Genomic DNA, 20,815 nt, shown 5'->3' on the forward strand with positions numbered 1-20,815 from the left:
TCTCAGTCCCAGTCCCAGCCGATGCCCACGATGCCCGACCGCACCCGCGGCTCCACCAGGTGGACGGAACGGTGGCGCTCGCTCACCGGCAGCTCCTGGCGGCCACAGCGCGGGGCCGCCGCCGAGTTCTGCGTGAACCGGTGGCAGCGCGCCGGCAGGGCCCCGGCGTCGAAGCGCACCTGGAGCGCGTACTGGCCGCCCGCCGCCCCGAACCCGCGGACGTACTCGCGCGACACCCCGGCCGTGCCGTCCTCGACGCCGTAGCGGAACAGGAACGTGTCCCCGGCCCGCAGCCGGGTGTCGAAGAGCAGCTCGACCACCAGCAGCCCCGTCTCGTGGTGGCGCCGCACGCGCCCCGTGCGGCAGTTCTCCAGGGCCTGCACCGTCATCCGCTCCGGCGCGCAGCCCGGGTCGCCGTGGTGGACGGCCACGAAGCGGTCGACCCCGTCCCGGTGCGCGCGCACGATGTGCTGCGACTCGCGCGCGGCGAGCTCGCGCACCGGACCGATCCGCACCCGCTCGTGGTGCCCGAGGGTGTGCAGCCCGTCGTCGAGCGGGGCGTCCAGTTCCGCCAGCAGCCGCCGTGAGACGTCCGAGGCCTCGACGAGCGAGCGGTAGGTGCGGGACGCGGACCGCCGGCCGGAGGAGCGGTCGCCAGTCTCCGCCAGCAGCCGGATCAGCGATTCGTCCGGCAGGTGCAGGATCTCCTCCAGGGCCCGCACGGCCCGCAGCGACTCGGGGCGCTGCGGGCGGCGGGCGCCCTGCTGCCAGTAGCTCAGGCTGGTGACCCCGACCCTCACCCCGTAGCGCGTCAGATGGTGCTGCACGCGCTGCAGGGGCAGTCCACGGGCGGCGATAGCGGCGCGCAGCGCCACATGGAAGGGGCCGCCCTTGAGGGCCGTGTCCAGTTCCGCGGTGACGATGTCCGCCTGCTGAGTGGCGTGCGGCATGCACGGGCCTTTCTGTGAAGGTGCGGCGGCTGGTCGGGCCGTGCGCGGGTCGTCGGGGCCGTCCGGGCGCGGGGGAGGGCTGCCCTCACGTCCCGCGCCGTCCTTCACGGCCCCGAGTTCCCACGCATTGAAGCGTGTTGACCTAGTCCCGACAACACCTGAGACCCGACAGCGGTGCACTCCTGGCCGACTCCGCACCCTCGGCCCGCGGACGCCGGGCACGCCGCCCGGGTACCGGGGCACGGGGCGAAGATGCCTGGTCACAGTGGGTAGTCGTACGCTCGTACGGCGGGTGGCGCGGTGTCGTCCAGGTTGTCCACAGGCTCACCGCCGTGTCAGCACCCGCCAGTAGGGTGTGAGACATGGCCGACCCCTCCAGCTACCGCCCCAGGCCGGGAGACATTCCGGACTCTCCCGGGGTCTACAGGTTCCGTGACGAGCACCGCCGGGTGATCTACGTCGGAAAGGCGAAGAGCCTGCGCCAGCGCCTGGCGAACTACTTCCAGGACCTGGCGAACCTCCACCCGCGCACCCGCAGCATGGTCACCACCGCGGCGTCGGTGGAGTGGACGGTGGTGTCCACGGAGGTCGAGGCGCTCCAGCTGGAGTACTCCTGGATCAAGGAGTACGACCCCCGGTTCAACGTCAAGTACCGCGACGACAAGAGCTACCCGTACCTCGCGGTGACGATGAACGAGGAGTTCCCGCGCGTGCAGGTGATGCGCGGCCACAAGAGGAAGGGCGTGCGCTACTTCGGGCCGTACGCGCACGCGTGGGCCATCCGCGACACCGTCGACCTGCTGCTGCGGGTCTTCCCGGTGCGCACCTGCTCGGCCGGCGTGTTCAAGAACGCCGCCCGCACCGGCCGCCCCTGCCTGCTCGGCTACATCGACAAGTGCTCCGCCCCCTGCGTCGGCCGGATCTCCGCCGAGGACCACCGCGAACTGGCCGAGGAGTTCAGCGACTTCATGGCCGGCCGCACGGGCACCTATCTGCGCCGCCTGGAGAAGGAGATGACGGCGGCCGCCGAGGAGATGGAGTACGAGCGGGCGGCGCGCCTGCGCGACGACATCGAGGCCCTGAAGAAGGCCATGGAGAAGAACGCCGTCGTGCTCGCCGACGCGACCGACGCCGACCTCATCGCCGTGGCCGAGGACGAGCTGGAGGCCGCCGTGCAGATCTTCCACGTGCGCGGCGGACGGGTGCGCGGCCAGCGCGGCTGGGTGACCGACAAGGTGGAGGACGTCACCACCGGCGCCCTGGTCGAGCACGCCCTCCAGCAGCTGTACGGCGAGGAGAGCGGGGACACCGTTCCCAAGGAGGTGCTCGTCCCCGCCCTGCCGGACCCCGTGGAGCCGGTGCAGCTGTGGCTCACCGAGCGCCGCGGCTCGGCCGTGTCCCTGCGCATCCCGCAGCGCGGCGACAAGAAGGCCCTCATGGAGACCGTGGCGCGCAACGCCCAGCAGGCGCTCGTGCTGCACAAGACCAGGCGCGCCTCCGACCTCACCACGCGTTCGCGGGCACTGGAGGAGATCGCCGAGGCCCTCGACCTGGACAGCGCCCCGCTCAGGATCGAGTGCTACGACATCTCCCACCTCCAGGGCGACGACGTGGTGGCCTCCATGGTCGTCTTCGAGGACGGTCTTCAGCGCAAGGGCGAGTACCGGCGCTTCCAGATCAAGGGCTTCGAGGGCCAGGACGACGTCCGCTCCATGCATGAGGTGATCACCCGTCGCTTCCGGCGCTACCTCGCCGAGAAGGAGAGGACCGGCGAGTGGGCCGGCGACGGCGACCCGTCCGCCGACGGCTCCTCCGGCGCCGCCGCCGACGGCTCGCCCGGTGCCGCCGTCGACGGCCCGACCAACGGTGTCGTGGACACGCTCACCGAGGACGACGGGCGCCCCAAGCGCTTCGCCTACCCGCCGCAGCTCGTCGTCGTCGACGGCGGACGCCCCCAGGTCGCCGCCGCCCAGCGGGCCCTGGACGAGCTGGGCATCGACGACATCGCCGTGTGCGGACTGGCCAAGCGGCTGGAGGAGGTGTGGCTGCCCGGCGAGGACGACCCGGTGGTCCTGCCGCGCAGCAGCGAGGGGCTGTACCTGCTCCAGCGCGTCCGTGACGAGGCGCACCGCTTCGCCATCACCTACCAGCGCACCAAGCGGGCCAAGCGCTTCCGCGCGGGTCCCCTGGACGACGTACCGGGCCTCGGCGAGACACGCAAACAGGCGCTGATCAAGCATTTCGGCTCGGTGAAGAAGCTGCGGTCCGCCACAATCGACCAGATCCGCGAGGTGCCCGGCATAGGCCGCAAGACGGCCGAGACGATCGCCGTGGCCCTCGCCCAGGCGGCCCCGGCCGCGCCTGCCGTCAACACGGCGACTGGAGAGATCATGGAAGACGTGGAAGAGACGGCGCCCGGGACGACGGCGGGTGCCCCAGGGGAGCCCGTGCCCACGGGCGCCCCGGACGAGCGACGGGGGCAGGAGACATGACGGAGCACGAACCGCGGCCCACAGCGGACCGGGATCAGGCGCACAAAACACGCGAGGATCAGCGGCAGCACGCGGTCCAGAAAGACGGAGCACAGGTGAGTACGGGCATCGACACGGCCGGGGTCCCCGACGCCGCCATCCCCGAGCTGGTGATCATCTCCGGCATGTCCGGCGCCGGCCGCTCCACGGCGGCCAAGTGCCTGGAGGACCTCGGCTGGTTCGTGGTCGACAACCTTCCGCCCGCGCTGATCCCCACCATGGTGGAGCTCGGCGCCCGCTCGCAGGGCAACGTGGCACGGATCGCGGTCGTCGTCGACGTCCGCGGCCGCCGCTTCTTCGACAACCTGCGCGAGTCCCTGGCCGACCTCGAGGCCAAGCACGTCACCCGGCGGATCGTCTTCCTGGAGTCCTCAGACGACGCCCTCGTGCGCCGCTTCGAGTCGGTCCGCCGGCCGCACCCCCTCCAGGGCGACGGCCGCATCGTCGACGGCATCGCGGCCGAGCGCGAGCTGCTGCGGGAACTGCGCGGCGACGCCGACCTCGTCATCGACACCTCCAGCCTCAACGTGCACGAGCTGCGCGCCAAGATGGACGCCCAGTTCGCGGGCGAGGAGGAGCCCGAACTGCGGGCCACCGTCATGTCCTTCGGCTTCAAGTACGGCCTGCCGGTCGACGCCGACCTCGTCGCGGACATGCGCTTCCTGCCCAATCCGCACTGGGTCCCGGAGCTGCGCCCCTACACCGGCCTCAACGAGGAGGTCGCCGCCTACGTCTTCAACCAGCCCGGCGCCAAGGAGTTCCTCGACCGGTACGCCGAACTGCTGCGGCTCATCGCCGCCGGCTACCGCCGCGAGGGCAAGCGTTACGTGACCATCGCCATCGGCTGCACGGGCGGCAAGCACCGCTCGGTGGCCATGTCGGAGAAGCTCGCCGCACGGCTCGCGGCCGAGGGTGTGGAGACCGTCGTCGTCCACCGGGACATGGGGCGCGAGTGACCGGACGTACGCCGCGGCTGAGCAGGCTGCGCCGGGTGGTGCCGGAGGGACGCGCCGCCCGTCAGGCGACCGAGGGGCGGCAGGCCCGCCCCGCCGAGGCGCGCGGCGGCCGGCCGCGCCGCCGCGGCGCCCAGCCCAAAGTGGTCGCCCTCGGCGGCGGCATGGGCCTGTCCGCCTCGCTCGCCGCACTGCGCCGGATCACCGGCGACCTCACCGCCGTCGTCACCGTGGCCGACGACGGCGGCTCCAGCGGGCGCCTGCGCGCCGAACTGGGCGTACTGCCGCCCGGCGACCTGCGCAAGGCGCTGGCCGCGCTGTGCGGCGACGACGACTGGGGCCAGACCTGGTCCCGCGTCATCCAGCACCGCTTCACCTCCCAGGGCGACCTGCACGACCACGCGGTGGGCAACCTGCTGATCGTCGCGCTGTGGGAACAGCTCGGCGACCACGTCCAGGCGCTGGACCTGGTCGGCAAGCTGCTGGGCGCGCACGGGCGCGTGCTGCCCATGTCCGCCGTGCCGCTGGAGCTCCAGGCCCTGGTCAAGGGGCACGACCCGGACCGGCCGGAGGACGTCGACACCGTCCGCGGCCAGGCCACCGTGGCGCTCACCCGGGGAGAGGTGCAGTCCGTGCACCTGGTGCCGCACGATCCGCCCGCCGTCCCCGAGGCCGTCGCCGCGGTCCTGGACGCGGACTGGGTGGTGCTCGGCCCCGGCTCCTGGTTCTCCTCGGTCATCCCGCACCTGCTGGTGCCCGAACTGCTCGACGCCCTCACCACCACCAAGGCCCGCCGGGTGCTCTCCCTGAACCTCGTCCCGCAGCCGGGAGAAACCGACGGCTTCTCCCCGCAGCGTCATTTGGAGGTTTTGGGACGACACGCCCCTAAACTCGCCCTGGACGTGGTGCTGGCCGACGAGGCCGCCGTGCCCGACCGCGAAGTCCTCACCGAGGCCGCCAAGCGGTTCGGCGCCGCGGTCGAGCTGGCGCCGGTGGCCCGGAGGGACGGAACTCCGCGGCACGACCCGGAGCTGCTGGCCGCCGCGTACGACCGTATTTTTCGGATGCATGGAAGGATCGGCCCATGGCGATGACGGCAGCGGTGAAGGACGAGATCTCCCGGCTCCCCGTCACCCGGACCTGCTGCAGGAAGGCGGAGGTCTCCGCCATTCTGCGGTTCGCCGGCGGCCTCCACCTGGTCAGCGGGCGCATCGTGATCGAGGCGGAACTGGACACCGCGATGGCGGCGCGGCGTCTGAAGCGGGACATCCTGGAGATCTTCGGCCACAGCTCCGAGCTGATCGTGATGGCGCCCGGCGGCCTGCGCCGCGGCTCGCGCTACGTGGTGCGCGTGGTCGCGGGCGGGGACCAGCTGGCCCGCCAGACCGGGCTCGTGGACGGCCGGGGCCGCCCGATCCGCGGCCTGCCCCCGCAGGTGGTCTCGGGGGCCACCTGCGACGCCGAGGCCGCCTGGCGCGGGGCCTTCCTGGCCCACGGTTCGCTGACCGAGCCCGGACGTTCCTCCTCGCTGGAGGTCACCTGCCCGGGACCGGAGGCGGCCCTCGCCCTGGTGGGCGCGGCGCGCCGGCTGTCGATCGCCGCGAAGGCCCGCGAGGTGCGCGGGGTGGACCGGGTCGTCGTCCGTGACGGTGACGCGATCGGCGCGCTGCTGACGCGGCTCGGCGCCCATGAGTCCGTGCTGGCCTGGGAGGAGCGGCGAATGCGGCGCGAGGTCCGCGCCACGGCGAACCGGCTGGCCAACTTCGACGACGCCAACCTGCGCCGCTCGGCACGCGCGGCCGTCGCGGCCGGCGCCCGGGTCCAGCGCGCGCTGGAGATCCTCGGGGAGGACGTGCCCGAGCACCTCGCCGCCGCGGGCCGCCTGCGCATGGAGCACAAGCAGGCCTCCCTGGAGGAGCTGGGCGCGCTCGCCGACCCGCCGCTGACCAAGGACGCCGTCGCCGGACGCATCCGCCGGCTGCTGGCCATGGCCGACAAGCGCGCGGCCGACCTCGGCATCCCTGGCACCGAGGCCAACCTCACCGAGGAACTGGCCGACAACCTCGCCGGCTGACCCCCACCACCTGCCGCCGTTCGCCGGTACGGCAGGCAGCACACCGAACCACGCCGTCCGTTGCGTGGCGTGAGGTGCCGCGCTGCCCCGTCGCCGCCGACGGGCGTCGGCTCGGTCCGGGCGGACGGTCACACCGCCCGCCGGTCCGGCAGCACACCGAGCCGCGCCGCCCGCTGCGTGGCGCGGGGTGCCGCGCTGCCCCGGCGTCGCCGGTGGGGGCGTCGGCTGGGTCCGGGTGGACTGGCCGGGCCATCCGCCGATCCGAGCCGTCGCCGATCCGGGCGGGATGCCGCTCTCCGCCACCCCCGGAGACCTCGGCTTGGCCCAAGCGGACGAGCCGGGCCGTCCGCCGATCCGGGCGGGATGCCGCCCTGCGCCGGTCGCCCTCCGGCTGCGCCGTCGCGCTCCGGCGGGACCGGCCGTCCGCCGATCCGGGTCGCCCGCTGCCCAGCGCGGGATGCCGCGCTGCGCCGTCGCCCTTGGCCGGTCCGCCGGCTCGGTCCGGGTGGACGATCAAGCCGTCCGCAGATCCGGGGCGCCTGCCGCTGCGCGCGGGACGCCGCGCTGCGCCGTCGCCGCCGGTCGGGACGCTGGCTGGGTCCGGGTGGACGATCGCGTCGCCCGCTGGTCCGGCAGTACGCCGAGCCGGGCCGTCCGCCGGTCCGGCAGTACGCCGAGCCGGGCCATCCGCCGATCCGGGCGGAACGCCGACCCGCGCCGTCACCCTCCGGCGGGGCCGTCCGCCGATCCGGGGCGCCTGCCGCCCCGCGGGATACCGCCCCTGCCGCCGCCCCGGCGCCGGGCCGGGCGGCCCGAGCCGTCCGCCAACCGGGGCCGCCCGTCGCCCTGCGCCGCCGAGTCGGGCCGTGCGCCGGATCGCGCGGCACGCCGATCTGCGCTCCGCCGCCGGTCGGGGAGGCCAGCGGCGGGGGCGTCCGGGCACCCCCGACAGCCGTGCGCCGGATCGGTGTGCGGCATCCGCGTGCCCGCCGTCCGCGTGGGCCGTGGTGCGTGCGTGCGCGTGGCGTGCGGTGGGCGGGTGCTGGTGATGGCAGCGTGGAGCCAAGCCAGACCCGCCCCGACCGACCCCGCCGTCCCGGCCGCCCCGCTTCACGTTCCCGATGGCCAACCTCCCCGTTCTGAACCCCCTTCAGGGGCCGAACGTGGGCTTTTCCTGACTTTGAGGCACCCTTGACTCGATCAAGAAGTGACATGAACCTGGCACCTGTTCGCCGCTGTGGCGGACCACCGCCAGGGGGTTTCATGAGACACAGAGCGAGATCGATCCTCGCTGCCGGCGCGCTCCTGCTCGGCGGAGCGGCCCTCGCACCGGCCGCCCACGCGCAGAGCGGGAGCGGGAGTTCACCCCGGCCGCACCCGGACGAGGTGAAGGTGTTCCACGCCGACGTCACCGAGCGGCAGTTACCCCTGCTGCTCAAGGCCGGCCAGGACGGCCAGGAACTCGGCGGCCAGGTGGCCGCCAAGGGCCGTTCCACCGTCGAGCTGTACCTCACCGACGCCCAGGCCGACGGGCTGCGCAAGCAGGGCGTCCACGTCACCGAGCACGAGCTGCCGGCCACGGCCGACAGGCGGGTGCGGGCGGCCGCGCAGGGCGTGTTCCGCCCCTACAGCGGCAAGGGCGGCCTGAAGGAGGAGATCCTCCGCACCGGACGGGCCAACCCGGGCCTCACCAAGGTCGTCTCCATCGGCAGGACGGTCGACGGCCAGGACATCCTCGCCCTCAAGCTCACCAGGGACGCGAGGAAGACCAGGGACGGTTCCAGGCCCTCCGTGCTGTACATGTCCAACCAGCACGCGCGCGAGTGGATCACGCCGGAGATGACCCGCCGGCTGATGCACTACTACCTCGACCACTACCGCACCGACCGGCGCGTCAAGAAGATCGTCGACTCCACCGAGCTGTGGTTCGTCCTGTCCGCCAACCCCGACGGCTACGACTACACCTTCAAGAACCCCTCCACCCGCCTGTGGCGCAAGAACCTGCGCGACGTCAACGGCGACGGAGTCATCTCCACCGGCGACGGCGTCGACCTCAACCGCAACTTCGCCTACAAGTGGGGCTACGACGACGAGGGTTCGTCCCCGAACCCGACCAGCGAGACCTACCGCGGCGCGAACCCGGGCTCCGAGCCCGAGACGCGGGCGCTCGACCGGTTCGAGAAACGCGTCCACTTCACGTACGGCATCAACTACCACTCCGCCGCCGAACTCCTGCTCTACGGCGTCGGCTGGCAGGTCGCCACCCCGACCCCGGACGACGTCCTCTACAAGGCGCTCGCCGGTACCCCGGACAACCCCGCGATCCCCGGCTACCGTTCGCAGGTCTCCTCGGAGCTCTACACCACCAACGGCGAGGCGGACGGCCACGCGGGCAACGTCAACGGGATGGCGATGTTCACCCCCGAGATGTCGACCTGTCAGACGGCCTCCGACTCCGACCCCGGCGACGCCTGGAACGCGGCCGACTGCCGCTCGGTCTTCAACTTCCCCGACGACGAGAAGCTCATCCAGCGGGAGTTCGAGAAGAACATTCCCTTCGCCCTCTCGGTCGCCGAGACGGCCTCCCACCCCGACCGGCCCAGTTCCTCGGTCGGCCTGACCGCCGCCGACTTCACCCCGGCCGCCTTCCCGGTCTCCTACGCCCGCGGCGCCGACCAGGAGGTCTCAGCCGTCGTACGCAAGTCCGTGCGGGACAAGGAACTGCGCTACCGGATCAACGGCGGGCGCACCCAGGTGAAGGCGCTGCGGCCCTGGAAGGGCGGGACGACCTACGGCGGCGCCGACCACCTCTACTTCGACGAGTACCGCGCCAAGGTGCGCGGCGCGCGCCCCGGCGACAGCGTCGACGTGTGGTTCACCGGCCGCGACCGGGGCGGGAAGGAGTCGTCGAGCGGGCACTTCACCTACACCGTGGCCCGCTACGCCCCGGCGGACACCCTGGTGGTCGCCGAGGAGGGCGCGGCCACCACGCAGGCGCAGAAGTACGTGGACGCGCTCAGGGCGAACCACCGCGGCGCGGCCGTCTGGGACGTCGCCACCCAGGGCGTGCCCGACGCGCTCGGGGTACTCAAGCACTTCCGCACCGTCGTCCACTACTCGGGCGCCAAGGGCCCGGGCAACCCCACCCAGCTCCAGCTGCGCGCCTACCTCAACGAGGGCGGAAAGCTGATCGAGGCGGGCCAGCGGGCCGGCGGCAGCGTCGACCTCGGCGACGGCACCCTCTCGGACGACTTCAGCCAGTACTACCTGGGGGCCTACTCGCGTACGTCGACGCCGGGCGCGACCGGTTTCACCGGCGCCGGAAAGCTCGCCGGTTTCAGCGGCGCCCTCGCCGGCGCGCCGGGCGACCCGCTGGACGCGGCCGGCACCTACAAGGTCACCTCCGACGAACTGCCCGCCGCCGGGTACCCGCAGTTCGCGAGCGCCGGCGCGGGCGCCTTCGCCGGGACCGTCAACCCGTACGGGCCGTACTCGGGTTCGTACATGGCGGCCGCGGTGCACACCGACGACGCCTACAAGCGCCTGGCCCGCACCATCGACCTCACGCAGGTGACCGCCGCCGACCGGCCCGCGCTGAGCACCCGGCTGCTGTGGGACACCGAACCCGGTTACGACCACGCGCTGATGGAGATCCACACCGTCGGCGCCGACGACTGGACGACGCTTCCCGAACAGGGGGGCAGGACCAGTACGGCGGTGCCGGCCGACTGCGGGGCCGGGTTCCTGATCGGCGAGCACCCCTGGCTCAAGCACTACCTGACCCTGGGCTCCGGCGGCTGCACGGCGACCGGCGCCACCGGCCGCTGGAACAGCTTCACCGGGTCCTCCAGCGGCTGGCAGCAGGCCGTGTTCGACCTGAGCGCCTACGCCGGCAAGCGCGTCGAGGTCGCCCTCGCCTACGTCACCGACCCGGGCACCGGCGGCCACGGCGTGCTCGCCGACGACGCCTCGCTCGTGGTCGGCGGCACGGCGAGGGAGACCGAGGGGTTCGAGACCTCGCTCGGTCCGTGGAGCGTGCCGGGACCGCCGCCGGGCAGCCCGGCTGTCCTGAAGGACTGGACCCGCACCGGGACCCTGTTCCGGACCTACGGGGCGGTCACCACGGGCCGTTCGGTGCTGCTCGGCTTCGGCCTCGAACACCTCCCCTCGGCCGCCGACCGGGCGGCTCTCATGAGGCGTTCGATCGCCGCACTCGACAAGTGAGCCGACCCCTGCACGAAAGAGTGATGAATGCGGTCAACATGCACGGACACTCATCCTGAAAAGGAGTGAATCAGACCCCGGCTCCGGGCGGTCCGTACGCCTACTCACGGGTACGGACCGCTATGCCTTTTCCGGGCCCTTCGAATGTCACTTCGGGGCCTTCAGGGAGGTAGGGTCGGGGGTGGTCGGGGACATCCCATACAGCTCGCCGGCGTCGAAACCGGCGTACCAACGAGGAGATCGGTTCGTGACGATCCGCGTAGGCATCAACGGCTTTGGCCGCATCGGTCGTAACTACTTCCGCGCGCTGCTGGAGCAGGGTGCAGACATCGAGATCGTGGCTGTCAACGACCTGGGTGACACCGCGACCACCGCTCACCTGCTGAAGTACGACACCATCCTCGGCCGCCTCAAGCAGGAGGTCACGCACACCGAGGACACCATCACCGTCGACGGCAAGGCCATCAAGGTCCTGTCCGAGCGCAACCCGGCCGACATCCCCTGGGGTGAACTGGGCGTGGACATCGTCATCGAGTCCACCGGCATCTTCACCAAGAAGGAAGACGCCGAGAAGCACATCGCCGGCGGCGCCAAGAAGGTCATCATCTCCGCGCCGGCGAAGAACGAGGACGTCACCATCGTGATGGGCGTCAACCAGGACAAGTACGACGCGGCGAACCACCACGTCATCTCCAACGCCTCCTGCACCACCAACTGCGTGGCGCCGATGGCGAAGGTCCTCGACGAGAACTTCGGCATCGTCAAGGGCCTGATGACGACCGTCCACGCGTACACCAACGACCAGCGCATCCTGGACTTCCCGCACAAGGACCTGCGCCGCGCCCGCGCCGCCGCGGAGAACATCATCCCGACCACCACGGGTGCCGCGAAGGCCACCGCCCTGGTGCTGCCGCAGCTCAAGGGCAAGCTGGACGGCATGGCCATGCGCGTCCCGGTCCCCACCGGCTCGGTCACCGACCTGGTCGTCGAGCTCTCCCGCGAGGTCACCAAGGAAGAGGTCAACGCCGCCTTCCAGAAGGCCGCCGAGGGCGAGCTGAAGGGCATCCTCGAGTACACCGAGGACCCGATCGTCTCCTCCGACATCGTCAACGCCCCGGCGTCCTGCACCTTCGACTCCTCCCTGACCATGGTCCAGGAGGGCAAGAACGTGAAGGTCATCGGCTGGTACGACAACGAGTGGGGCTACTCCAACCGCCTCGTCGACCTGACGGTCTTCGTGGGCAACCAGCTCTGATCGGCTGAAACAGGCACCTCGATGCGAGTTGGGGCCCGGACGGCGCGCTGACGCGCCGTCCGGGCCCTGACGCACGTACGGCCGGACCCGGCCCGCCCGCGGACCGGCCGGCCCTCGTACGATCAAGAGCCCTCTCACCAGGAGTACCACCCATGAAGACGATCGACGAACTTCTCGCCGAAGGCGTGGACGGCAAGCGGGTCTTCGTCCGCGCCGACCTGAACGTGCCGCTCGCCGACGGCGTCATCACCGACGACGGCCGCATCCGCGCCGTCCTGCCCACCGTCAGGGCGCTCGCCGCGGCCGGCGCCAAGGTGGTCGTCGCCTCCCACCTCGGCCGTCCCAAGGGCGCCCCGGACCCTGCCTTCTCGCTGCTGCCCGCCGCCGAGCGGCTCGGCGAACTGCTGAACGCCCCCGTGGCGTTCGCCCAGGACACCGTCGGACCCGCCGCCCACGACGCCGTGGACGGCCTTCAGCCCGGCCAGGTCGCCGTCATCGAGAACCTGCGCTTCAACGCCGGCGAGACCTCCAAGGACGACACCGAGCGCGGCGAGTTCGCCGCCGCCCTCGCCGCCCTCGCGGACGTCTACGTCGGCGACGGCTTCGGCGCGGTGCACCGCAAGCACGCCTCCGTCTACGACCTCCCGGCCCGCCTGCCGCACTACGCCGGCTACCTCATCGCCACCGAGGTCGGCGTCCTGAAGAAGCTCACCGAGGACGTCAAGCGGCCCTACGTCGTCGCGCTCGGCGGCGCCAAGGTCTCCGACAAGCTCGCCGTGATCGACGAGCTCCTCGGCAAGGCCGACCGGCTGCTCATCGGCGGCGGCATGGCGTACACCTTCCTCAAGGCCCAGGGCCACGAGATCGGCAAGTCGCTCCTGCAGGAGGACCAGATCCCGGCCGTCAGGGAGTACCTCGAGCGCGCCGAGAAGAGCGGGGTCGAGCTGGTCCTGCCGGTGGACACCCTGGTCGCGCGGGACTTCCCGGACCTGAGGACCAAGGCCCCGGCCAACCCCACCGCCGTCGCCGCGGACGCCATCCCCGCCGACCAGGAGGGTCTGGACATCGGTCCCGAGACCCGCAAGCTGTACGCCTCGAAGCTGGCCGACGCGGCCACCGTCTTCTGGAACGGCCCGATGGGCGTCTTCGAGCACCCCGACTTCGCCGAGGGCACCCGGGCCGTCGCCCAGGCCCTCGTCGACTCGGACGGCTTCACCGTGGTCGGCGGCGGCGACTCCGCCGCGGCCGTCCGTACGCTGGGCTTCGACGAGTCGGCATTCGGCCACATCTCGACCGGTGGCGGCGCCTCCCTCGAATACCTCGAGGGCAAGACGCTCCCCGGCCTCGCCGCACTGGAGGACTGAACCTCAATGACCACCCGCACGCCCCTGATGGCGGGCAACTGGAAGATGAACCTCAACCACCTCGAGGCCATCGCCCACGTCCAGAAGCTCGCCTTCGCCCTGGCCGACAAGGACTACGAGGCCGTCGAGGTCGCCGTCCTGCCGCCCTTCACCGACCTGCGCTCGGTGCAGACCCTGGTCGACGGCGACAAGCTCAAGATCAAGTACGGTGCCCAGGACGTCTCGCAGCACGACTCCGGCGCCTACACCGGCGAGATCTCCGGCCCGATGCTGGCCAAGCTCAAGTGCACCTACGTGGCGATCGGCCACTCCGAGCGCCGCCAGTACCACCACGAGACCGACGAGATCGTCAACGCCAAGGTCAAGGCCGCCTACAAGCACGGCCTGACCCCCATCCTGTGCGTCGGCGAGGAACTGGATGTCCGCGAGGCGGGCAACCACGTCGCCCACACCCTCGCCCAGGTCGAGGGCGGCCTGAAGGACCTCCCGGCCGAGCAGGCCGAGACCGTCGTGATCGCCTACGAGCCCGTGTGGGCCATCGGCACCGGCAAGGTCTGCGGCGCCGAGGACGCCCAGGAGGTCTGCGCGGCCATCCGCGGCAAGCTCGCCGAGCTGTACTCGCGGGACGTGGCCGACCGGGTCCGCATCCAGTACGGCGGCTCCGTCAAGGCCGGCAACGTCGCCGAGATCATGGCCCAGGCCGACATCGACGGCGCCCTGGTCGGCGGCGCCTCGCTGGACGCGGACGAGTTCGTCAAGATCGTGCGCTTCCGCGATCAGTGACCTGATCAGCGCCGCGAGCTGCGAGTAGGCGGCGACGGCGATTCGTCGTACCCTTGCGGGGGCACGGTGGCCTGCCACCGTGCCCCGTCGTCCATCCGAATCCGAGGAAGTTGGTCCAGCCGTGGTTTTGGGGTTCTCGATCGCCCTGATCGTCTTCAGCCTGCTGCTGATGCTGCTGGTGCTGATGCACAAGGGGAAGGGCGGCGGCCTCTCCGACATGTTCGGTGGCGGCATGCAGTCCTCCGTCGGCGGCTCCTCGGTCGCCGAGCGCAACCTCGACCGGATCACCGTGGTGATCGGTCTGCTGTGGCTCGCCTGCATCATCGTGCTCGGCATCCTGATGAAGACCAGCAGCTGACGCGGCGCAGACCGCACATTCCGTACGTAAAGCCCCATGGTCGGTACGCGCTCCTGAGCGCGGCCTATCATGGGGCTTGCGTCTGTGCGTGGGGGCCGGTAACTCCAATCACTGGACGCGCGTTGGGCCTTACGTAGACTGAGGCGCTCGCAGTGAAGCGAAACGCCGACTCGCTTTGCGGCACCATCACGCAGGGAGTTACGACCGTGGCAAGTGGCAACGCGATCCGAGGAAGCCGGGTCGGGGCGGGGCCGATGGGCGAGGCCGAGCGCGGCGAGTCCGCGCCGCGTCTGCGCATCTCCTTCTGGTGCTCCAACGGGCACGAGACGCAGCCCAGCTTCGCCAGCGACGCGCAGGTTCCCGACACCTGGGACTGCCCGCGCTGCGGCTTCCCGGCCGGTCAGGACCGGGACAACCCGCCTGACCCGCCGCGCACCGAGCCCTACAAGACGCACCTGGCGTACGTACGGGAGCGGCGCAGCGACGCGGACGGCGAGGCGATCCTGGCCGAGGCGCTCGCCAAACTGCGCGGCGAAATCTAGGAGTTGAGGTCCGGCCGGGCCCCTCGGGGCACACTGCCGGACCTGTCCGTCTCCCGGCCCGCACCTCGCCCCGGACCGATTGTCAGTGCCGCCCTCTACGGTTTGTGCATCGGCGAATCGTGAGGGGGACGACGACGGTGACGACGGTCGAGGTGGCAGCCCTGCGGCGGCCCGCGTGGCGCGGGGGATTCGGGCGGCTGTGGAGCGCCGCCGTGATCTCCCGGTTCGGAGACGCGCTGCGCACCGCCGCGCTGCCCCTGCTCGCCGTGCGGCTCACCGACGAGCCGCTGGCCGTCGCCTCCGTCACGGTCTGCGCCTACGCGCCGTGGCTGCTGTTCGGCCTGCTCGGCGGGGCCGTCGCGGACCGCGTGGACCAGCGGCGCGCCATGTGGGCCGTCGACACCGTACGCGGACTGCTCGTCGCCGCCTTCGCGCTCGCCGTGGACCTCGGGCACGCCTCCATCGCGCTCCTGCTCGTCCTCGCCTTCACCCTCACCACCCTGCAGACGCTCTTCGACAACGCCGCCACGGCCCTGCTGCCCTCCCTGGTGGACCGCGAGGCACTGGGCAGCGCCAACGCCCGGCTGATGACCGGCCAGCAGCTCGCCGGAGGACTGCTCGCGGGACCGTTCGTGCCGCTGCTGCTGGCCGCCGGGGCGTTCATGCCCTTCGCGGCCGACGCGGGCACCTACCTGCTGGCCGCCGCCCTGGTCGCCTCCCTGCGGACCCGGCCGCCTCGGCGCGAGCCGCGCCCGGCCGGGAGCACCCTGCGGGCCGAGATCGGCGAGGGCCTGCGCGTACTGTGGGCCGACCGCACCCTGCGCGCGATCTGCGGGGCCACACTGCTGTGCAACATCGGCATGGGCGCCCTGATCGCCACCCTCGTGCTTCACGTGACGCGCTGGCTGCACGCGGGCGACGCCGGATTCGCGGCCGCCATGACGGCGTACTCCGCGGGCAGCCTCGCCGGCGGACTCGTCGCCCAGCGCCTCGCGCGCCGCACCGGCCGCCTCCGCGCGCTGATCGTCGCGGGCACCGTGCAGACCGGGTGCCTGCTGCTCGCCGGGACCGTCCGCCACCTCGCGGCCCTCCTGCCCGCCCTGCCGCTCCTCGGCGCCATGAGCATGGTGTGGAACGTCAACCAGGTCACCCTCATGCAGCAGCGCGCCCCCGAGTCCATGCTGGGCCGCACAGCCGCCGCCTTCCGCACCGCCTCGACATCCGGCGCCCCGCTCGGAGCGCTGCTCGGCGGGGCCGCGGCCCGCGCCTGGGGGCTGAACGCGCCCGCGCTCCTGGCCGCCGTCCTCTTCGGCTTCGCCGTCACCTCGTTGATATCCGCGCGCCGACGGGACGTACCTGTTGTCGTGCCGGACGGCGGCGCGACGACGGGCCACCGCGCGGCCTGATCAACTAGGTTGGACCGGCAGCGGGGCAGGACACAGCAGGACGGCTAGGAAAGAAGGCTGAAGTCCGAGATGAACGCAGACGGCCGTGGCAGGCTCGACCAGACGCCCGAGTGGACCGCTCTCGCCAAGCACCGCGAGGAACTGACCGGGACACATCTGCGGGACCTGTTCGCGGCCGACCCGGAGCGCGGTGACCAATACACGCTCCAGGTCGGCGACCTGTACATCGACTACTCCAAGCACCTGGTGACCGTCGAGACCCTGCGGCTGCTGCGGGAACTGGCGGCGGCGACGGACGTGTTCGGGCTGCGGGACGCCATGTTCCGCGGGGAGCGGATCAACGTCACCGAGAACCGGGCGGTGCTGCACACCGCGCTGCGCGCTCCCCGGGACGCGGTGATCGAGGTCGACGTCGAGAACGTGGTGCCCAAGGTGCACCAAGTGCTCGACCGGATGGGTGATTTCGCGCGGCGCGTCCGCTCCGGCGAGTGGACCGGGCACACCGGCCGGCGCATCCGCAACGTCGTCAACATCGGCATCGGCGGCTCCGACCTCGGGCCGGCGATGGCGTACGAGGTGCTGCGGGCGTGGACCGACCGCGAGCTGACGGTGCGGTTCGTCTCCAACGTCGACGGGGCCGACCTGCACGAGGCGACCCGCGACCTGGACCCGGCCGAGACGCTGTTCATCGTCGCGTCCAAGACGTTCACCACGATCGAGACGATCACCAACGCGACCTCCGCGCGTGACTGGCTGGTGGCCGGGCTCGGGGGCGAGGAGAAGGCGGTCGCCCGGCACTTCGTGGCGCTGTCGACCAACGCGGAGAAGGTCGCCGCGTTCGGCATCGACACCGCCAACATGTTCGAGTTCTGGGACTGGGTAGGCGGGCGCTACTCGTACGACTCCGCGATCGGGCTGTCGCTGATGATCGCGATCGGGCCCGAGCGGTTCGGGGAGATGCTGGACGGGTTCCGGCTCGTCGACGACCACTTCCGCGACGCGCCGGCCGAGTCCAACGTGCCTTTGCTGCTGGGCCTGCTGGGCGTCTGGTACGGCAACTTCTTCGACGCCCAGACGCACGCCGTGCTGCCGTACTCGCACTATCTGTCCAAGTTCACCGCGTACTTGCAGCAGCTGGACATGGAGTCCAACGGCAAGTCGGTGCAGCGCGACGGCGAGCCCGTGGAGTGGCAGACCGGGCCCGTGGTGTGGGGCACGCCCGGCACCAACGGCCAGCACGCGTATTACCAGCTGCTCCACCAGGGCACGAAGCTGATCCCAGCCGACCTGATCGGCTTCGCCAACCCGGTGGCCGAGCTGAGCGGCGAACTCAAGGCGCAGCACGACCTGTTGATGGCGAACCTGTTCGCGCAGGGCCAGGCGCTGGCGTTCGGCAAGACGGCGGAGGAGGTCCGCGCCGAGGGGGTGCCCGAGGAGCAGGTGCCGCACCGCACCTTCCACGGCAACCATCCGACCACGACCATCCTGGCCACCGAGCTGACCCCGTCGGTGCTTGGGCAGCTGATCGCCCTCTACGAACACAAGGTGTTCGTGCAGGGCGCGATCTGGAACATCGACTCCTTCGACCAGTGGGGGGTCGAGTTGGGGAAGGTGCTGGCGAAGCGGGTGGAGCCCGCGTTGACGGAGGGGGGCGAGGTGGAGGGGCTGGACGGGTCGACTCGGGGGTTGGTACGGAGGTATCGCGCGCTGCGCGGTCGTTGAGTGCCGGGGGTTCCGGGCGCCGCCTTGTTGCCCGCCCGCCCGACTCGGTCGGACAGGAGGTCCCGCCACGGGGCTCCGCCCCGGACCCCACGCGGGGGCTGCGCCCCCTGCACCCCCCGTTTCCCACCCGCCCGCCCGACTCGGTCGGACAGGAAGTCCCGCCACGGGGCTCCGCCCCGGACCCCACGCGGGGGCTGCGCCCCCTGCACCCCCGCGGGGCTCCGCCCCGGACCCCCGCGGGGCTCCGCCCCGGACCCCCGCGGGGCTCCGCCCCCTGCACCCCGCCGGGAAGCCCGCCTCCCCCCGCCGCCTTGTCCCCGTCCCCCTACGCCACCGCGCTCAGCGTGTCCGCTGAGCGGTGGTGGGCTGCTCTTGTTGCGGGGAGTGTTGAGAGGGCTGCCGCTCCGGCTATCGCTGCGGTGATGAAGAGGGTGAAGAGGGCCGGGGACGGGGTTGTGGCGATGCCGGCGCCTATGCCGCTGGTGCGGCCCTGGGTATTGATCAGCCAGTGGGACAAGGGGAGGCCCAGGGCCGTGGCGGTGGCTGTCGCCGCCGCCGCGGTGCAGGTCGTCGACGTCACCGTGATCGCGGTGACCTGGCGGGGGGAGAGGCCGATGGCCTTCAGGGCCAGCAGATCGCGCTCGCCCTCGCGGACCGTGCCGCCGATCGCCGTCAGCAGCTCGATGAGGCCGATCAGGGCGAGCACGCAGATCAGGCCGGCAATGACCGCGCGGAGCGGGGAGAGGCCGTCGGCAGGGTTGGTCACGGTGTGCACGTCCAGGTGGCCGTGGCCGGCCGTGGCCAGGGCGGCGGCGACCTGGTGGGGGTCGGCTCCGGGGCGCAGGCGGAGCTGGTACAGGGTCGGGGCCAGCCTCGGGTCGTTCTCGCGCAGGGTGTCCAGGGACGTGGAGATGACCCGGCCCGCGTTCTCCGGTTCGATGCTGCGGCCCACGATGTGCAGGATCTGCGGCTGGTCGCCCACCGTCATCCGCACCCAGTCGCCGACGCGCACGTCGAGGAGGTCGAGCAGACCCTGGCCGGCCACCGCCTCGTCGGGGCCGTCGGCGGGGCGGCCCTCGGCGAGCGCGTAGGGATAGGGGTCGTCGTGGGTGCCGAGGCCGCGCAGGGCGATCGTCGCGGTCTGGCCGGGGACCAGGGCGGCCACCTCGACGCCGGGGTAGACCGCGCGTACGCCGTTTTCGTGTTCCAGCAGGGCACGGGTCGCCGTGTCGCTCAGGCCCCTGTCCGCGCGGACGGTGAGCGCGGCGGGCAGGCCGAGCCGTTCGGGGCTGGTGTGGAAGCGGTCGATGGTGGTCCATGCGCTCATCGCCACCACGATCAGCAGCAGCGGCAGGGCCAGCCTGCCCACCGTGGCCAGGGTGCGCGGACGGCGGGTGAACGCCTTGTGCGAGCCGAGGACCAGCGCGGGCGGCAGCCGCAGCCCCAGCAGCCGCGGGCCGAGGGCCCGTCGTGCCACGCCGGGCAGTCGGCCGCCCGGGGCGCCCGTGCCGCCCGGCACCGGCACCGGCGGCACCCGTCCGGCCCGCCAGGCCGCGAGCCCGGTGACCGCGCCGATGAACAGCACCGCGCCCACCGGCACCGCCAGCAGCGAGACCGTGTGTCCCGGCAGGCCCTGCCACACCCCGACCGCGTCGCCCAGCCGGCCCGGGACACCGGCCCCCAGTGCCTGGGTCAGCAGCGCCGCGGCGACGGCGCCCAGAAGGGCGTACGCGACGTGCTGGAGCAGGAAGATGCGTACGACCTGGCCGGGGGTGAAGCCGATGGCCTTCAGGACCGAGATGTCCCGGAGGTGCCCGCGGATGCGGGTGGCGATCGCTCCGTGCACCGCGAAGCCCGCGGCCAGCAGGGCGCCCAGCCCGAACAGGCCCAGCACCTGGCCGAGCAGCCGGTTGTCGCCCTGTGCCTCGGCCCGCGCCTGCTGCCAGGTGGAGACCTCGCCGACCGCGCCCGCGCCGAGCACGGTGACGGCGCGCTGGACGGCGTAGTCCGTGTCGCCGGGATCCTTCAGGCGCAGCCCGATCACCCGCCCGCCGGGGTCGCGCACGGCGGACGGCGGCGCCCACACCAGGCCCGGCTGCTCGCCCGGCCGGTAGCGGGGCTCGGCGCTGTCGGCGGTGCCCACGACGGTGAGGGCGCGCGTGGTGCCGGGCAGGGTGAGGGTGTCGCCGGGCTCGGCGAGGAGCGCGCGGGCGAGGCGGTTCTCCAGGACCACGCCGTCGGGCCGGCGGGGGTCCAGCCAGTGGCCGGAGGTGAGCAGCGGACGGCCCACCGACGGCCGCGACGGCGTGGCGCGCAGTTCGACGGTCGCGCGGGTGCCGCGCGAGGAGACGGTGACGGACTCGGTGGCGTAGGGGCCGGCGACGGACTCGACGCCGTCCAGGGCGGAGAGCCGGGCGGTGTCGGCCGGGCCCACGGTGTGCAGCCAGACGTGGGCGCCGCGGGACTGGGTGAAGATCCGCTGCCAGGGGTTGGTCGCGTAGCCGAACAGCGCGGTGGCCAGCAGCAGCGAGGCGACGATGCCCGCCGTGGCCAGCACGATGAACAGCGCCTCCCCGCGGTGCGTGCGCAGATCGGAGTGCGCCCAGCGCAGCGTGGCTCGCACGGCCCTCAGCCCCTCGGCCGGGCCGGGTGC

Annotated in this window: 14 protein-coding genes; 12 read left to right on the plus strand and 2 right to left on the minus strand. The window is 72.4% G+C overall.

Annotated elements, in window-relative coordinates:
* Positions 1–2: 2 nt before the first annotated feature.
* Entirely contained in the window at positions 3–950 is a 948-nt protein-coding gene (locus IE217_RS01995; protein WP_190175908.1) for a hypothetical protein, read from the minus strand.
* Positions 951–1,312: 362 nt separating this feature from the next.
* On the opposite strand from IE217_RS01995, the gene uvrC reads away from it, so the two are divergent.
* From uvrC to pgi, 12 genes are all read left to right on the plus strand, one after another.
* Positions 1,313–3,442, plus strand: coding sequence for an excinuclease ABC subunit UvrC (gene uvrC / locus IE217_RS02000; RefSeq protein WP_190175909.1), 2,130 nt, complete (start codon positions 1,313–1,315; stop codon positions 3,440–3,442).
* Positions 3,439–4,437 (plus strand): RNase adapter RapZ, encoded by a 999-nt coding sequence (gene rapZ / locus IE217_RS02005; RefSeq protein ID WP_190175910.1) that lies wholly within the window; start codon positions 3,439–3,441, stop codon positions 4,435–4,437. The genes uvrC and rapZ overlap by 4 nt, the downstream gene beginning before the upstream one ends.
* On the plus strand, positions 4,434–5,528 hold the full coding sequence (locus IE217_RS02010; protein ID WP_190175911.1) for a gluconeogenesis factor YvcK family protein: 1,095 nt from the start codon (positions 4,434–4,436) through the stop codon (positions 5,526–5,528). The genes rapZ and IE217_RS02010 overlap by 4 nt, the downstream gene beginning before the upstream one ends.
* Positions 5,519–6,508, plus strand: coding sequence for a DNA-binding protein WhiA (gene whiA / locus IE217_RS02015; protein WP_190175912.1), 990 nt, complete (start codon positions 5,519–5,521; stop codon positions 6,506–6,508). The genes IE217_RS02010 and whiA overlap by 10 nt, the downstream gene beginning before the upstream one ends.
* A gap of 1,263 nt (positions 6,509–7,771) precedes the next feature.
* The gene (locus IE217_RS02020; RefSeq protein WP_190175913.1) at positions 7,772–10,732 is read left to right on the plus strand and encodes a M14 family metallopeptidase; all 2,961 of its coding nucleotides are present in this window, start codon (positions 7,772–7,774) and stop codon (positions 10,730–10,732) included.
* Positions 10,733–10,979: 247 nt separating this feature from the next.
* Positions 10,980–11,987 carry a type I glyceraldehyde-3-phosphate dehydrogenase gene (gap, locus tag IE217_RS02025; RefSeq protein WP_190175914.1) on the plus strand — a complete coding sequence of 336 codons (1,008 nt, stop codon included), beginning with the start codon at positions 10,980–10,982 and terminating at the stop codon, positions 11,985–11,987.
* A gap of 152 nt (positions 11,988–12,139) precedes the next feature.
* Positions 12,140–13,351 carry a phosphoglycerate kinase gene (locus IE217_RS02030; RefSeq protein ID WP_190175915.1) on the plus strand — a complete coding sequence of 404 codons (1,212 nt, stop codon included), beginning with the start codon at positions 12,140–12,142 and terminating at the stop codon, positions 13,349–13,351.
* A gap of 6 nt (positions 13,352–13,357) precedes the next feature.
* The gene (gene tpiA / locus IE217_RS02035; protein WP_190175916.1) at positions 13,358–14,134 is read left to right on the plus strand and encodes a triose-phosphate isomerase; all 777 of its coding nucleotides are present in this window, start codon (positions 13,358–13,360) and stop codon (positions 14,132–14,134) included.
* Positions 14,135–14,255: 121 nt separating this feature from the next.
* Positions 14,256–14,492, plus strand: coding sequence for a preprotein translocase subunit SecG (gene secG, locus IE217_RS02040; protein WP_100569504.1), 237 nt, complete (start codon positions 14,256–14,258; stop codon positions 14,490–14,492).
* Between the two features lie 206 nt (positions 14,493–14,698).
* Positions 14,699–15,034: an RNA polymerase-binding protein RbpA gene (locus tag IE217_RS02045; protein WP_003957010.1), complete on the plus strand. Its 336-nt coding sequence runs from the start codon at positions 14,699–14,701 to the stop codon at positions 15,032–15,034.
* Positions 15,035–15,171: 137 nt separating this feature from the next.
* Positions 15,172–16,440 (plus strand): MFS transporter, encoded by a 1,269-nt coding sequence (locus IE217_RS02050; RefSeq protein WP_190175917.1) that lies wholly within the window; start codon positions 15,172–15,174, stop codon positions 16,438–16,440.
* 69 nt (positions 16,441–16,509) lie between these two features.
* The gene (gene pgi, locus IE217_RS02055; protein ID WP_190175918.1) at positions 16,510–18,162 is read left to right on the plus strand and encodes a glucose-6-phosphate isomerase; all 1,653 of its coding nucleotides are present in this window, start codon (positions 16,510–16,512) and stop codon (positions 18,160–18,162) included.
* Between the two features lie 325 nt (positions 18,163–18,487).
* On the opposite strand, the gene IE217_RS02060 is transcribed toward pgi, so the two are convergent.
* Positions 18,488–20,785 (minus strand): ABC transporter permease, encoded by a 2,298-nt coding sequence (locus IE217_RS02060; RefSeq protein WP_190175919.1) that lies wholly within the window; start codon positions 20,783–20,785, stop codon positions 18,488–18,490.
* Positions 20,786–20,815 lie beyond the last annotated feature (30 nt).

Origin of the sequence: Streptomyces naganishii JCM 4654 (assembly GCF_014650575.1) — a bacterium.
Taxonomy (GTDB): Bacteria; Actinomycetota; Actinomycetes; order Streptomycetales; family Streptomycetaceae; genus Streptomyces; species Streptomyces naganishii.